Source organism: Pseudomonas taetrolens (genome assembly GCF_900475285.1).
Taxonomy (GTDB): domain Bacteria; phylum Pseudomonadota; class Gammaproteobacteria; order Pseudomonadales; family Pseudomonadaceae; genus Aquipseudomonas; species Aquipseudomonas taetrolens.
Genome location: NZ_LS483370.1, coordinates 1216290 through 1230131 on the forward strand (window position 1 = coordinate 1216290; position 13842 = coordinate 1230131).

Here is a 13842-nt window from a genome sequence, read left to right on the forward strand (position 1 = left end):
CAATTACTCTGCGGTTTGAGCGTTGGCGGCGCAGGCAGGTTTGCCAGCAGCGTATTTAAGACTGGGGTCGACCAGCGCATCAAAGCGTTTTAGTGCTTCGGAGCCAATCAATAGCGGGTATTGGAACGCGCTTCGGTCAGTCAAGTTCACTTCTATTGTGCGTAAAGCTTTGCCCATACAGATTTCAAGCGAAATCACTGGGCGCGAAGTGTAGTTTTTGTCTGACTCGGGATTGTAATCCCCCGAGCGGCGTTTGATCTTGCTGACGCGGGCCAGAGGGCGTTCGATAGGGTGCGAGTGGGCATCATCAATGGCCAGGTAAAAGCGCACCCAGCTCTCTCCATCGCGCTTGAAGCGCTTGATGTCGCGCGCGCTGAGGGAGGCGGTCTTGGCGCCGGTGTCGAGTTTGGCAGCGACTTGCAGGTCAATGCCGGCCAGCTCGGCGTACTCATTCAGGCCATACACGGTTTTTTCGCTGCCATGGCTCAGGCCCGGCAAACTCAGGAGGCAAAGAAGGGTAGAGAGGGGGATGAATTTCATAAATCAGAGCGCGGTCTCTTGCAATCTTCAGTTCAAGGCGACTGGCAGTACAGCGCAAGTTCCTCGTGCGGCTGCCCACTATAAGGCGGGGCAGGGCGATGCGGCGGCATTCTAACATGATGTTTTTATGGCGCCAGCGTTGAGACCTGTTTGCGGCGGCCTATATGAAAAGATCAATTAAAAAGGCCTTTCATTAGACGATTGTCGACAATGTTCAAATATCCTTTGACCGTTAGCGCTTAAATGGCTAGTTTTGGCGCTATTGATTTTCAAGGTGTCGACAATATGCTGGAAGCACTAGAGCCTGCCGTGATCTCCCAAGACGATTCGGAAACCTTGTCCGAGAACGTCTTCCGGCGTATTCAGGCCGCAATTGTCAAAGGCGATATTGCTCCGGGCAGCAAGATCTCCGAGCCTGAGCTGGCACGTACTTACGGCATCAGCCGTGGCCCCTTGCGCGAAGCGATTCACCGTCTTGAAGGCCAGCGCCTGCTGGTCCGTGTGCCCCATGTGGGCGCACGCGTGGTCTCGTTGAGCCACGCCGAACTGATCGAACTGTATGAAATCCGCGAATCCCTCGAAGGCATGGCCTGTCGTTTGGCTGCCGAGCGCATGAGCGATGAAGACATCGCCGAGCTGCGCCGCGTACTGGAAACCCATGAGCGTGATGAGGCGTTTCAGGCGGGTGTCGGGTACTACCAGCAAGAGGGTGACTTTGATTTTCATTACAAAATCATTCAAGGCAGCGGCAACCGCACGCTGACCCAGATGCTTTGCGGGGAGCTGTATCAACTGGTGCGTATGTACCGCATCCAGTTTTCCGCGACCCCCAACCGCCCGCATCAGGCGTTCGCCGAGCACCACCGGATTCTCGATGCCATTGCCGATCGCGACGGCGAATTGGCCGAGTTGTTGATGCGCCGACATATCGGTGCGTCGAAACGCAATATTGCGCGTCACTACCAAGACAGCGCCCAGCAGACAGCCACTCCACGAGGTGAGTCATGAGCAATAAAAACAGTCCAGGCCAGCGTTTCCGTGATGCAGTCGCCAGTGAGCACCCTCTGCAAGTTGTGGGCGCGATCAACGCCAACCACGCATTGCTGGCCAAGCGTGCCGGCTTCAAGGCGATCTATCTGTCGGGCGGAGGTGTCGCTGCGGGCTCCCTGGGCGTTCCTGATCTGGGCATTACCGGCCTGGATGACGTACTGACTGACGTGCGCCGAATCACCGACGTGTGCGACCTGCCGCTGTTGGTGGACGTGGACACCGGGTTTGGTTCGTCGGCGTTTAACGTAGCCCGCACTGTGAAATCGATGATCAAGTTCGGTGCTGCGGCGATTCACATCGAAGACCAGGTCGGAGCCAAGCGTTGCGGTCATCGCCCGAACAAGGAAATCGTCTCGCTGCAGGAGATGGTTGACCGCATCAAGGCGGCAGTCGATGCCCGTACCGATGACAGCTTTGTGATCATGGCGCGTACCGATGCGCTGGCGGTAGAAGGTCTGGAGTCTGCCCTTGAACGTGCCGCGGCGTGTGTCGAGGCGGGCGCCGACATGGTGTTCCCTGAAGCCATCACCGAGCTTGAAATGTACAAGCTGTTCGCCAATCGGGTGAAAGCGCCGATTCTGGCCAATATCACCGAGTTCGGCGCGACGCCGCTGTACACCACCGAACAACTGGCCGGTGCTGACGTGTCGCTGGTGCTCTACCCGCTGTCGGCATTTCGTGCGATGAACAAGGCGGCAGAAAACGTATACACCGCCATTCGTCGTGACGGCACCCAGCAAAGCGTGATCGACACCATGCAAACCCGTATGGAACTGTACGACGCCATCAACTATCACGACTTTGAACAGAAGCTGGATGCATTGTTTGCTGCCAAGAAATAAACCCAGTCCATTCAATTGCAGGAGCGTGGCTGCTCGCGAAAATCGTCAGCGATAACGCGGGAACCCTGGAGATACGCGATGACTTTGCGTTCTTCGCGAGCAAGCTGGCTCCTACAGTCATAAATACAAAAATTGGAGAAGAACCATGGCCGAAGCAAAAGTATTGAGTGGTGCCGGATTACGTGGCCAGGTGGCCGGTCAAACGGCTCTGTCGACCGTCGGCATGGAAGGTGCCGGGCTGACTTATCGTGGTTATGACGTCCGCGAGCTGGCTGCCGAAGCCCGTTTTGAAGAAGTGGCGTATCTGCTGCTTTACGGCGAACTACCGACTAAAACCGAGCTGGCGGCCTATATGGGCAAGCTGCAAAAGCTGCGAGACCTGCCGCAAGCGTTGAAAGAGGTGCTGGAACGCATTCCGGCCGACGCCCACCCGATGGACGTGATGCGTACCGGATGCTCGTTCCTGGGTAACCTGGAACCGGAGCTCGACTTCGACCGTCAGCGCGATGTCACTGACCGTATGCTGGCCGCCTTCCCGGCGATCATGTGCTACTGGTATCGCTTCAGCCACGATGGCAAGCGCATTAACTGCGTGACCGATGAAGAGTCTATCGGTGGTCACTTCCTGCATTTGCTGCATGACAAGACACCGAGCGAGCTGCACGTCAAAGTGATGAACGTTTCGCTGATCCTGTATGCCGAGCACGAATTCAACGCTTCGACATTCACTGCGCGGGTCTGCGCATCGACATTGTCCGACCTGTATTCATGCATTACCGCGGCCATTGGTTCGCTGCGCGGCCCGCTGCATGGCGGTGCCAACGAAGCGGCGATGGAAATGATCGAGCGTTTCGGTTCTGCACAGGAAGCGGTCGAAGGCACACTCGGGATGCTGGCGCGCAAAGACAAGATCATGGGCTTTGGCCACGCAATCTATAAAGACAGCGATCCGCGCAACGAGGTGATCAAGGGCTGGTCGAAAAAACTGGCGGATGAAGTGGGTGACACAGTGCTGTTCCCGGTGTCCGAAGCCATCGACAAAACCATGTGGGAGCAAAAGAAGCTGTTCCCCAACGCCGACTTCTACCATGCCTCGGCGTACCACTTCATGGGCATCCCGACCAAGCTGTTCACGCCGATCTTTGTCTGCTCGCGCCTGACTGGCTGGGCCGCGCACGTCTACGAACAGCGGGCCAATAACCGCATCATTCGCCCAAGTGCCGAGTACATCGGCGTCGAACAGCGCAAGTTCGTGCCAATCGAACGTCGCTGACAAGCAGGGGCTCGGCGGCCCGTGTCCCGGCTGCCGTTGTCCCCCTGAACACCCCGTGATCGAGTCCCACGCCATGAATACTGAATTTCGTAAAACACTACCGGGCACCCGGCTGGATTATTTCGACACCCGTGCGGCTGTCGATGCGATCAAGCCCGGTGCTTACGACACGCTGCCGTATACCTCTCGTGTGCTGGCCGAGAACCTCGTGCGTCGTTGCGATCCGGCGACTCTGAATGCTTCGCTGAGCCAACTGATTGAACGCAAACGTGACCTGGATTTCCCATGGTTCCCGGCGCGTGTGGTGTGCCACGACATTCTGGGCCAGACCGCGCTGGTCGACCTCGCCGGTCTGCGTGATGCCATTGCCCTGCAAGGCGGTGATCCGGCTCAGGTGAACCCGGTGGTGCCGACCCAATTGATCGTCGACCACTCGCTGGCCGTGGAGTGTGGCGGTAATGACCCCGAGGCGTTTGAAAAGAACCGCGCCATCGAAGACCGTCGTAACGAAGACCGCTTTCACTTTATTGAGTGGACCAAAAAGGCCTTCAAGAACGTCGATGTGATCCCGCCGGGCAACGGCATCATGCACCAGATTAACCTGGAGAAAATGTCTCCGGTGATCCAGGTGCGCGACGGTGTTGCCTTCCCTGACACCTGCGTCGGTACAGACAGCCATACCCCGCACGTTGACTCGCTGGGAGTGATCGCCATTGGTGTTGGCGGCCTCGAAGCGGAAAGCGTCATGCTCGGTCGGGCCTCCTGGATGCGCCTGCCGGAAATCGTCGGCGTCGAGCTGACCGGCAAGTTGCAGCCGGGCATCACCGCCACCGACATGGTGCTGGCGTTGACCGAATTCCTGCGCAAGCAAAAGGTCGTGGGTGCCTGGCTCGAATTCTTCGGCGAAGGCGCCGGTGCGCTGACCCTGGGCGACCGTGCCACCATTTCCAACATGGCCCCTGAATACGGCGCCACCGCGGCAATGTTCTACATCGACCAGCAAACCATCGACTACCTCAAATTGACCGGCCGTGAAGACCAGCAAGTACAGCTGGTGGAAAACTACGCCAAGGTCACGGGGTTGTGGGGTGATAGCCTCAAAGGCGCGCAATACGAGCGTAGCCTGAGCTTTGACCTGTCATCCGTCGTACGCAACATGGCGGGCCCGAGTAACCCGCACGCCCGGGTTGCCACCAGCGATCTGGCGAGCAAGGGTATTGCCGGTCAATGGGACGATGTCCCGGGGCAGATGCCCGACGGGGCAGTGATCATTGCCGCCATCACCAGCTGCACCAACACCAGTAACCCGCGCAACGTAATTGCTGCAGGCCTGCTGGCGCGCAATGCCAACAAGCTGGGGCTTAGCCGTAAACCGTGGGTCAAGTCGTCCCTGGCGCCAGGTTCGAAAACCGTGGCCCTGTACCTTGATGAAGCCGGATTGACCGATGAACTTGAGCAGTTGGGTTTTGGCGTAGTGGCGTTTGCCTGCACCACCTGCAACGGCATGTCGGGCGCACTGGATCCGGTCATTCAGCAGGAAATCATCGACCGCGACCTCTACGCCACCGCCGTATTGTCGGGCAACCGCAACTTTGACGGGCGAATTCACCCTTACGCCAAACAGGCCTTCCTGGCGTCCCCGCCGCTGGTGGTCGCCTACGCCATTGCCGGGACCATCCGTTTCGATATCGAAAAGGACGTGCTGGGCCTGGATGCCCATGGCAAGGAAATCCGCCTGAAAGATATCTGGCCGAGCGACGAAGAAATCGATGCGGTGGTCAAAGCCTCGGTCAAGCCGGAGCAGTTCCGCCAGGTTTACATTCCCATGTTCGCCATTCACGAAGACACCGGCCCGAAAGTCGAGCCGCTGTACGACTGGCGCCCGCAGAGCACGTACATCCGCCGTCCGCCGTATTGGGAAGGTGCGTTGGCGGGGGCTCGTCCGCTCAAGGGCATGCGCCCGCTGGCGGTACTGCCGGACAACATCACCACCGATCACCTGTCGCCATCCAACGCGATCATGCTCGACAGCGCTGCCGGTGAATACCTGGCGAAAATGGGCCTGCCGGAGGTCGACTTCAACTCGTACGCCACCCACCGTGGTGACCATTTGACCGCTCAGCGCGCCACGTTCGCCAACCCCAAGCTGTTCAACGAGATGGTGATCGAGGATGGCAAGGTCAAGCAGGGTTCGCTGACCCGCCTGGAGCCTGAAGGTCAAGTGATGCGCATGTGGGAAGCCATTGAAACCTACATGGATCGCAAGCAGCCGCTGATCATCATTGCCGGTGCCGACTACGGTCAGGGCTCGTCTCGTGACTGGGCGGCCAAGGGCGTGCGTCTGGCCGGGGTCGAGGCTATCGCCGCCGAAGGCTTCGAGCGGATCCACCGCACCAACCTGGTGGGCATGGGGGTACTGCCATTGGAGTTCATGCCGGGTACTGACCGTAAAACCTTGCAGATCGATGGTAGCGAAACCTACGACGTGATCGGTGAGCGCACACCGCGTGCCACGCTGACGCTGGTGATTACCCGCAAAAACGGGGAGCGCCTTGAGGTGCCGGTCACCTGCCGTCTGGACACCGCTGAAGAAGTCTCGATCTACGAAGCGGGTGGCGTGTTGCAGCGCTTTGCCCAGGACTTCCTGGAATCGGCTACCGCTTGATCATAGCGCCGGGGCCTGGTGCCCCGGCCTCAACAGGACTGTGTTTTATGGCCTATGCAGCTCAAATAAAAATCCCCGCAACCTATATGCGGGGCGGCACCAGTAAAGGTGTTTTTTTCAGCCTGCTCGACCTGCCTGAGGTCGCACAGGTACCGGGTGCAGCCCGTGATGCCTTGTTATTGCGGGTCATCGGCAGCCCGGATCCTTACGAAAAACAAATCGACGGCATGGGCGCGGCGACGTCCAGCACCAGCAAGACGGTGATCGTGAGCAAAAGCGAGCGCGCCGGGCATGATGTCGACTACCTGTTCGGTCAGGTCGCCATCGACAAGCCATTCGTGGACTGGAGCGGTAACTGCGGCAACCTGTCGGCAGCGGTGGGATCGTTCGCCCTCAGCAGCGGCCTGGTGGATGCTGCGCGTATTCCGCACAACGGCATCGCCACCGTGCGGATCTGGCAAGCCAATATTGGCAAGACGATCATCGCCCACGTGCCGATTACCGATGGTTCGGTACAGGAAACCGGTGACTTTGAACTGGATGGCGTGACCTTTCCGGCAGCCGAAGTGCAGCTGGAGTTCCTCAGCCCGGCAGCGGACGAAGAGGGCGCCGGCGGGTCGATGTTTCCGACTGGCAACCTGGTGGATGACCTCGATGTGCCGGGTGTCGGCACGCTCAAGGTGACCATGATCAATGCCGGGATTCCGACGATTTTTGTTAACGCGCGGGATATTGGTTACACCGGTACAGAGTTGCAGAACGACATCAACAGTGACCCGAAAGCGCTGGCGATGTTCGAAACCGTCCGTGCCCACGGCGCGTTGCGCATGGGCCTGATCGAAAAGCTCGAAGACGCCGCCAAGCGTCAGCACACCCCTAAAGTGGCATTCGTCGCAGGCCCGGCGGATTACCTGTCGTCCAGCGGCAAGCCGGTAAGTGCGCAAGGTGTGGACCTGCTGGTGCGCGCGTTGTCGATGGGCAAGTTGCACCATGCAATGATGGGCACTGCGGCTGTGGCCATCGGTACGGCGGCGGCGATCCCTGGCACGTTGGTAAACCTGGCTGCCGGCGGTGAGCAACGCAGTGCCGTGCGCTTCGGTCATCCATCGGGCACTTTGCGCGTAGGTGCCGAAGCGCGGCAGGTGGAGGGCGAATGGACTGTCACCAAGGCCATCATGAGCCGCAGTGCGCGAGTGCTGATGGAAGGCTGGGTACGTGTGCCGGGGGATTGCTTCTGATTGCGTGAACCCTTAGTCCTCACTCAAGTCCTCCTCTTCCGGGGAGGGGCCGGGTGAGGGCTGTTGATGTTGATTCGGATCCATCAAGCAGGCACGCCAGACCTGCATTAACACGATAAGCCTGAGGATGAACGACCACTCTCAATAATTCCTGCTGGAGACTGCCCCATGAGCGCCAACGTTGATCTCAACAACCGCCCCGAGTACGACCAGGTTTTGCAGGACATTGCCGACTATGTCCTGACCTACACCATCACCTCGCCCGAAGCCCTGAATACAGCGCGTCATTGCCTGGCCGATACACTGGGCTGCGGCCTGCTGGCGCTGGGCTTTGCAGAGTGCACCAAGCATCTGGGGCCGATAGTCGAGGGCACAGAGGTGCCCTTTGGTGCGCGGGTGCCGGGCACAGGTTTCAGGCTCGATCCGGTAAAGGCTGCGTGGGACATCGGCTGCATTGTGCGCTGGCTGGATTACAACGACACCTGGCTGGCAGCGGAATGGGGGCATCCTTCGGACAATCTGGGGGGGATTCTGGCGGTAGCCGATCACCTGTCACAAAAACGTGTGGCCAAGGGTGAAGCACCATTGACAGTGCGTACCGTGCTGGATGCCATGATCATGGCGCATGAGATTCAGGGCGTGATTGCGCTGCAAAACGCGTTCAATCGCGTCGGGCTTGATCATGTGTTGCTGGTCAAAGTCGCGTCGACGGCGGTTTGCGCGAAGCTGATGGGGGCCAGTCGTGAGCAGCTACTGTCCGCGTTGTCCCATGCCTTTGTCGATGGGCAGGCGCTGCGCACCTATCGTCATGCGCCGAACGCGGGGTCACGCAAATCCTGGGCGGCAGGGGATGCATCGAGTCGCGGTGTGCGCCTTGCGGATATCGCACTGCGGGGCGAAATGGGTATCCCCGGCGTGCTGACCGCGCCGCAGTGGGGGTTCTACGATGTCTCGTTCAGCCACACCAACAAGGACCTTGCGCTCAAGCCCGCGGATCAGCGCCAGTTCAAGCTGTCACAGCCCTATGGCACTTACGTTATGGAAAACGTGCTGTTCAAAATCAGCTTTCCGGCCGAGTTCCATGCCCAAACCGCGTGTGAAGCTGCAGTGACCCTGCACCCCTTGGTCAAGGATCGATTGCACGACATTGAGAAAATCGTGATAACAACCCACGAATCGGCGATTCGGATCATTTCCAAGCAGGGCAAATTGGCCAATGCGGCGGATCGCGATCACTGCATTCAATACATGACCGCCGTACCGCTGGCTTTTGGCACTCTGGTCGCTGAGCAGTACGAAGACGACTTCCATGCCCAGCATCCGATCATTGATGAGCTGCGGGAAAAGATGCTGATCGTTGAAGATCCGCGTTACACCCGCGAATATCTGGAGGCAGACAAACGCTCGATTGCCAATGCGATTCAGGTGTTTTTCAAGGATGGTTCGAGCACCGGGAAAGTCGAGGTGGAGTACCCGATTGGCCATCGTCGCCGCCGCGCAGAGGGAATCCCGTTGCTGGGAGAGAAGTTCATGGCCAACCTGGCAACGCGCTTTGAAGGGCCGCGCTGCACCGAAATTTTTGAGCTGTATCAGGATCAGGCAAAGCTGGAAGCGACACCGGTTAACCGGTTTGTGGATTTGTTCGTGATTGAGCCGTAGCCAGCGGCTACGGCCGGGTTACGTGAGGGTTATTTGAACCGCCGCTCTACGCCTTTTTCGACCAGGATCTTGGCCGAGATTTCTTCTACCGAAAAGTGCGTAGAGTTGATGTTCGGGATGTTTTCGCGCTGGAACAGGTGCTCGACCTCACGCACTTCGAACTCGCACTGGGCGTAGCTGGAGTAGCGGCTGTTGGGTTTTCGCTCATTGCGAATGGCGGTCAGGCGGTCAGGATCGATCGTCAGGCCGAACAGCTTGTGCCGGTGTTCGCGCAATGCTGCAGGCAACTTGAGGCTTTCCATGTCGTCATCGGTCAGCGGGTAGTTGGCTGCTCGGATGCCGAATTGCATGGCCATATAAAGGCAGGTCGGGGTTTTGCCACAGCGCGATACGCCGACCAGAATCAGGTCCGCCTTGTCGTATTTGTGGGTGCGGGCGCCATCGTCGTTGTCGAGGGCGAAGTTCACGGCTTCGATACGCTCCATATAGTTGGAGTTATGGCCGATCGAATGGGATTTGCCGACCGAGTACGAAGAGTGTTCGCCTATCTCCTGCTCCAGCGGTGCGAGGAAGCTTGAGAAGATGTCGATCATGAAACCATTGGACGTTGCGAGGATCTCACGGATGTCCTGATTGACGATGGTGTCGAAGATAATTGGTCGAAAACCGTCTTTATCGGCGGCGTTATTGATTTGTTGTACCATTGCCCGGGCTTTTTCGGCGCTGTCTATATATGGGCGTGTGAATTTGCTGAAAGACACATTTTCGAATTGTGCCAACAGACTTTGGCCGAGGGTTTCGGCGGTAATGCCGGTACCATCGGAGATAAAGAAAGCAGATCGTTTCATTTGCGCCTTGGGCCTTAAGCTGGTGACAAATCTTGGATATGATAGGCGCGATTTTGTCGCCCTGAATGGCAGGCAGTGTCACTTATTTTCCAGGTCCAGGCCACAATCGCTGCGATGCCCACCTGATGAGCGTCCAGTGCCCTGAGCTTTTCCAACACAGTTAGTGGAGAGATCACCTTGGTAGAGTACGTAGTTTCCCTCGATAAGCTCGGCGTCCATGATGTAGAGCATGTGGGGGGCAAGAACGCATCCCTCGGCGAGATGATCAGTAATCTTGCAGGCGCTGGTGTTTCGGTTCCCGGTGGCTTTGCCACGACGTCTCAGGCTTACCGCGATTTTCTTGAACTCAGCGGGCTGAACGATCAGATTCACGCGGCGCTCGATGCGCTGGACGTCGATGATGTGAATGCGCTGGCCAAGACCGGTGCCCAGATCCGCCAATGGATCATGGAAGCCGAGTTTCCGGAAAAGCTCAATGCTGAAATTCGCACCGCATTCGCCACATTGTCCGAGGGTAACCCGGACATGGCGGTGGCCGTGCGCTCTTCGGCCACCGCTGAAGACTTGCCGGACGCCTCTTTTGCCGGCCAGCAAGAAACCTTCCTGAACATCCGTGGCGTAGAAAACGTCATTCGTGCGGCCAAGGAGGTTTTTGCCTCCCTGTTCAACGATCGTGCGATTTCCTACCGTGTGCACCAGGGCTTCGACCACAAGCTGGTCGCCCTGTCTGCTGGCGTGCAGCGCATGGTGCGCTCCGAAACCGGCACCGCAGGTGTGATGTTCACCCTGGACACTGAATCCGGCTTCCGTGACGTGGTGTTTATCACCGGCGCCTACGGCCTGGGCGAAACCGTCGTACAAGGCGCGGTCAACCCGGACGAGTTCTACGTTCACAAACAAACCCTGGCAGCCGGTCGTCCTGCCATCCTGCGCCGCAACCTGGGCAGCAAGGCAATCAAGATGATCTACGGCGACGAAGCCAAGGCCGGTAAATCGGTCAAGGTGATCGACGTTGATCAAGCGGATCGTGCCCGCTTCTGCCTGACCGACGCCGAGGTCAGCGAGCTGGCCAAACAGGCAATGATCATCGAGAAGCACTACAAGTGCCCGATGGACATCGAGTGGGCCAAGGACGGTGATGACGGCAAGCTGTACATCGTTCAGGCCCGTCCTGAAACCGTGAAGAGCCGCTCGGCGGGCAATGTCATGGAGCGCTACCTGCTGAAAGAAACCGGCACCGTGCTGGTAGAAGGTCGCGCCATTGGTCAGCGCATCGGCGCAGGCAAGGTTCGCATCATCAAGGACGTGTCCGAGATGGACAAGGTCCAGCCGGGCGACGTACTGGTGTCGGACATGACCGACCCCGACTGGGAGCCGGTGATGAAGCGCGCGAGCGCCATCGTGACCAACCGCGGCGGCCGTACCTGTCACGCGGCGATCATCGCCCGTGAACTGGGGATCCCGGCAGTCGTTGGCTGTGGCAATGCCACCCAGCTGTTGAAGGACGGCCAGGGCGTGACGGTTTCCTGTGCCGAAGGCGATACCGGTTTTATCTTCGAAGGTGAACTGGGCTTCGACATCAAGAAAAACTCGGTAGATGCGATGCCGGAGTTGCCGTTCAAGATCATGATGAACGTCGGCAACCCCGACCGCGCCTTTGATTTCGCGCAGTTGCCGAACGCCGGCGTGGGCCTCGCCCGCCTGGAGTTCATCATCAACCGCATGATCGGCGTGCATCCCAAGGCCCTGCTGAACTACGACGGCCTGCCACAGGACATCAAGGACAGCGTCGACAAGCGTATTGCCGGCTACGATGATCCGGTCGGCTTCTATGTCGAAAAACTGGTTGAAGGCATCAGCACCCTCGCGGCTGCGTTTGCACCGAAAAAAGTCATCGTGCGTCTGTCGGACTTCAAGTCCAACGAATACGCGAACCTGATCGGCGGCAAGCTGTACGAGCCAGAAGAAGAAAACCCGATGCTTGGCTTCCGTGGGGCTTCGCGTTACATCAGCGAAAACTTCCGCGATTGCTTCGAGCTGGAATGCCGTGCGCTCAAGCGTGTGCGCAACGAGATGGGCCTGACCAACGTCGAAATCATGGTGCCTTTCGTACGGACCTTGGGCGAAGCGAGCCAGGTGATTGACCTGCTGGCTGAAAACGGCCTCAAGCGTGGCGAAAACGGCCTGCGCGTGATCATGATGTGCGAGCTGCCTTCCAATGCGATCCTGGCTGAAGAGTTCCTTGAATTCTTCGATGGCTTCTCCATTGGTTCCAACGACCTGACTCAGCTGACGTTGGGTCTGGATCGCGACTCCGGTGTGATCGCCCACTTGTTCGACGAGCGCAACCCGGCAGTGAAAAAGCTGCTGTCCAACGCCATTCAGGCGTGTAACAAGGCTGGCAAATACATCGGTATTTGCGGTCAGGGCCCATCCGACCACCCGGATCTGGCGCTGTGGTTGATGGAACAGGGCATTGAAAGCGTGTCCCTGAACCCAGATACCGTGCTGGAAACCTGGTTCTTCCTGGCTGAAGGCCAGGCTCAGGCTTGAGTCGTTGAGAGAAGAGGAGAGCCGCCAGACGGCGGTTCTTCTCTTTATACGCAGTGGTAGGGCGAGTTCCGTCAAGGGTTCGCCCTTTTTTGTGCAAGAGCATTATGCAAAGCAGCAGTCAGCTTTTTCCCGTTGCCCTGATCAGCGCTGAGCGTCGGGGTGATCTGAGCGAAGACGTTTATCGCTTGAAACCCGCCAATAGCCCGGATATTTCCGTGGAGTTGGTGGTGACCCGGCTGGGCATGGCAAGCGCCAGCCAGGTCAGAGGCGTGCCCGTGATTTTATTGCATGGCGGTTTTTCTAACCGACGCTTCTGGTATTCGCCCAAAGGTGTCGGGCTGGGTGCCTTTTTGGCTCGCGCCGGTTTTGATGTCTGGCTGCCAGAGATGCGCGGCCACGGCCTTTCCTCGCGTAACCAGCGCTGGTCAAGCAACTGTGTGGCGGACTATGCCCGTTATGATTTGCCGGCTATCGCTGCGTTTGTGCGCGAGCAGAGCGGGCAGGTGCCGCACTGGATGGGGCACTCCCAGGGTGGTATCAGCCTGGCCGCAGCGCTGGGCGGGCAGTATCTGGACGCAGGGGACGTGGCGTCGGTGGCATTTTTTGGATGTCAGGTCAGTCGTCGTTACTGGGCGCTTAAAATTCCGCCCATACAGTGGGCGGCTTATCTGTTATTGAAGCGTTTTCCTCGGTTGTCAGGTTCTCGGCTCAAGCGCGGTCCGGAAGACGAACCCGTCGGTATTGCCCTCGAAGCCTTGCGCTGGAATGGCTTCATGGGGCGCTTCAAAGATACCGAGCGCGATTGGTGGGCCGGGCTCGCTGACGTGCAGGTTCCCCTGCTGGCTGTCGCTGCTGCAGGTGATCGTGTGACGCCGGAATGGGCGTGCCGCAAGCTTTATGATCAGTTGGGTTCGCAGCAGCGCACCTTTATGAGCCTAGGGCGCGAGCACGGCTTTAGCGTTGATTTTGACCATGTACAAATGCTTGTCAGCCAGGCAGCTCAGCAGGAAGTATGGCCAAAGGTCTATACGTGGTTAGTCGAACACAGCACGCCGAAAATGCAGGCGGGAAGTATTACTGATGTGGAGGCGGGGTATCGGGCCACTGGGGCAACGGCTACTATGTGACGATTCCGTCTGTCGCGGTCACTTTCTTGGTGAGTCCTGTGACGATG

Annotated in this window: 10 protein-coding genes; 8 read left to right on the forward strand and 2 right to left on the reverse strand. The window is 58.4% G+C overall.

Features of this window, described 5'->3' with window-relative positions; translation table 11 throughout:
* Positions 1-3: 3 nt before the first annotated feature.
* Positions 4-540, reverse strand: coding sequence for a retropepsin-like aspartic peptidase RloA (gene rloA / locus DQN55_RS05865; protein ID WP_048377861.1), 537 nt, complete (start codon positions 538-540; stop codon positions 4-6).
* Positions 541-825: 285 nt separating this feature from the next.
* Between rloA and DQN55_RS05870 the strand changes: the two genes are divergently transcribed.
* From DQN55_RS05870 to prpD, 6 genes are all read left to right on the forward strand, one after another.
* Positions 826-1548 carry a GntR family transcriptional regulator gene (locus DQN55_RS05870; RefSeq protein ID WP_048377860.1) on the forward strand — a complete coding sequence of 241 codons (723 nt, stop codon included), beginning with the start codon at positions 826-828 and terminating at the stop codon, positions 1546-1548.
* Positions 1545-2432: a methylisocitrate lyase gene (gene prpB / locus DQN55_RS05875; RefSeq protein ID WP_048377859.1), complete on the forward strand. Its 888-nt coding sequence runs from the start codon at positions 1545-1547 to the stop codon at positions 2430-2432. The genes DQN55_RS05870 and prpB overlap by 4 nt, the downstream gene beginning before the upstream one ends.
* A gap of 145 nt (positions 2433-2577) precedes the next feature.
* The gene (gene prpC, locus DQN55_RS05880) at positions 2578-3705 is read left to right on the forward strand and encodes a bifunctional 2-methylcitrate synthase/citrate synthase (protein ID WP_048377858.1); all 1128 of its coding nucleotides are present in this window, start codon (positions 2578-2580) and stop codon (positions 3703-3705) included.
* Positions 3706-3778: 73 nt separating this feature from the next.
* On the forward strand, positions 3779-6370 hold the full coding sequence (acnD, locus tag DQN55_RS05885) for a Fe/S-dependent 2-methylisocitrate dehydratase AcnD (protein ID WP_048377857.1): 2592 nt from the start codon (positions 3779-3781) through the stop codon (positions 6368-6370).
* A 47-nt stretch (positions 6371-6417) separates the two neighbouring features.
* Positions 6418-7608: a 2-methylaconitate cis-trans isomerase PrpF gene (gene prpF / locus DQN55_RS05890; RefSeq protein ID WP_048377856.1), complete on the forward strand. Its 1191-nt coding sequence runs from the start codon at positions 6418-6420 to the stop codon at positions 7606-7608.
* A gap of 168 nt (positions 7609-7776) precedes the next feature.
* Entirely contained in the window at positions 7777-9267 is a 1491-nt protein-coding gene (prpD, locus tag DQN55_RS05895; protein ID WP_048377855.1) for a 2-methylcitrate dehydratase, read from the forward strand.
* A gap of 29 nt (positions 9268-9296) precedes the next feature.
* Here prpD and ppsR read toward each other — a convergent pair whose 3' ends face one another.
* Positions 9297-10115, reverse strand: coding sequence for a posphoenolpyruvate synthetase regulatory kinase/phosphorylase PpsR (gene ppsR, locus DQN55_RS05900; RefSeq protein ID WP_048377854.1), 819 nt, complete (start codon positions 10113-10115; stop codon positions 9297-9299).
* A gap of 177 nt (positions 10116-10292) precedes the next feature.
* Between ppsR and ppsA the strand changes: the two genes are divergently transcribed.
* Positions 10293-12668, forward strand: a complete 2376-nt coding sequence (ppsA, locus tag DQN55_RS05910) for a phosphoenolpyruvate synthase (protein WP_048377853.1) — start codon at positions 10293-10295, stop codon at positions 12666-12668.
* 104 nt (positions 12669-12772) lie between these two features.
* A complete protein-coding gene (locus DQN55_RS05915) occupies positions 12773-13795 on the forward strand; it encodes an alpha/beta fold hydrolase (RefSeq protein ID WP_048377852.1) in 1023 nt (340 codons plus the stop codon).
* The last annotated feature ends 47 nt before the right edge of the window (positions 13796-13842 follow it).

Coding starts and splice junctions, on each gene's coding strand:
- prpC (WP_048377858.1), top strand. CDS start 2,578: ATGGCCGAAGCAAAAGTATTGAGTGGTGCCGGATTACGTGGCCAGGTG.
- prpD (WP_048377855.1), top strand. CDS start 7,777: ATGAGCGCCAACGTTGATCTCAACAACCGCCCCGAGTACGACCAGGTT.
- rloA (WP_048377861.1), bottom strand. CDS start 540: ATGAAATTCATCCCCCTCTCTACCCTTCTTTGCCTCCTGAGTTTGCCG.
- ppsR (WP_048377854.1), bottom strand. CDS start 10,115: ATGAAACGATCTGCTTTCTTTATCTCCGATGGTACCGGCATTACCGCC.
- DQN55_RS05915 (WP_048377852.1), top strand. CDS start 12,773: ATGCAAAGCAGCAGTCAGCTTTTTCCCGTTGCCCTGATCAGCGCTGAG.
- prpF (WP_048377856.1), top strand. CDS start 6,418: ATGGCCTATGCAGCTCAAATAAAAATCCCCGCAACCTATATGCGGGGC.
- DQN55_RS05870 (WP_048377860.1), top strand. CDS start 826: ATGCTGGAAGCACTAGAGCCTGCCGTGATCTCCCAAGACGATTCGGAA.
- prpB (WP_048377859.1), top strand. CDS start 1,545: ATGAGCAATAAAAACAGTCCAGGCCAGCGTTTCCGTGATGCAGTCGCC.
- acnD (WP_048377857.1), top strand. CDS start 3,779: ATGAATACTGAATTTCGTAAAACACTACCGGGCACCCGGCTGGATTAT.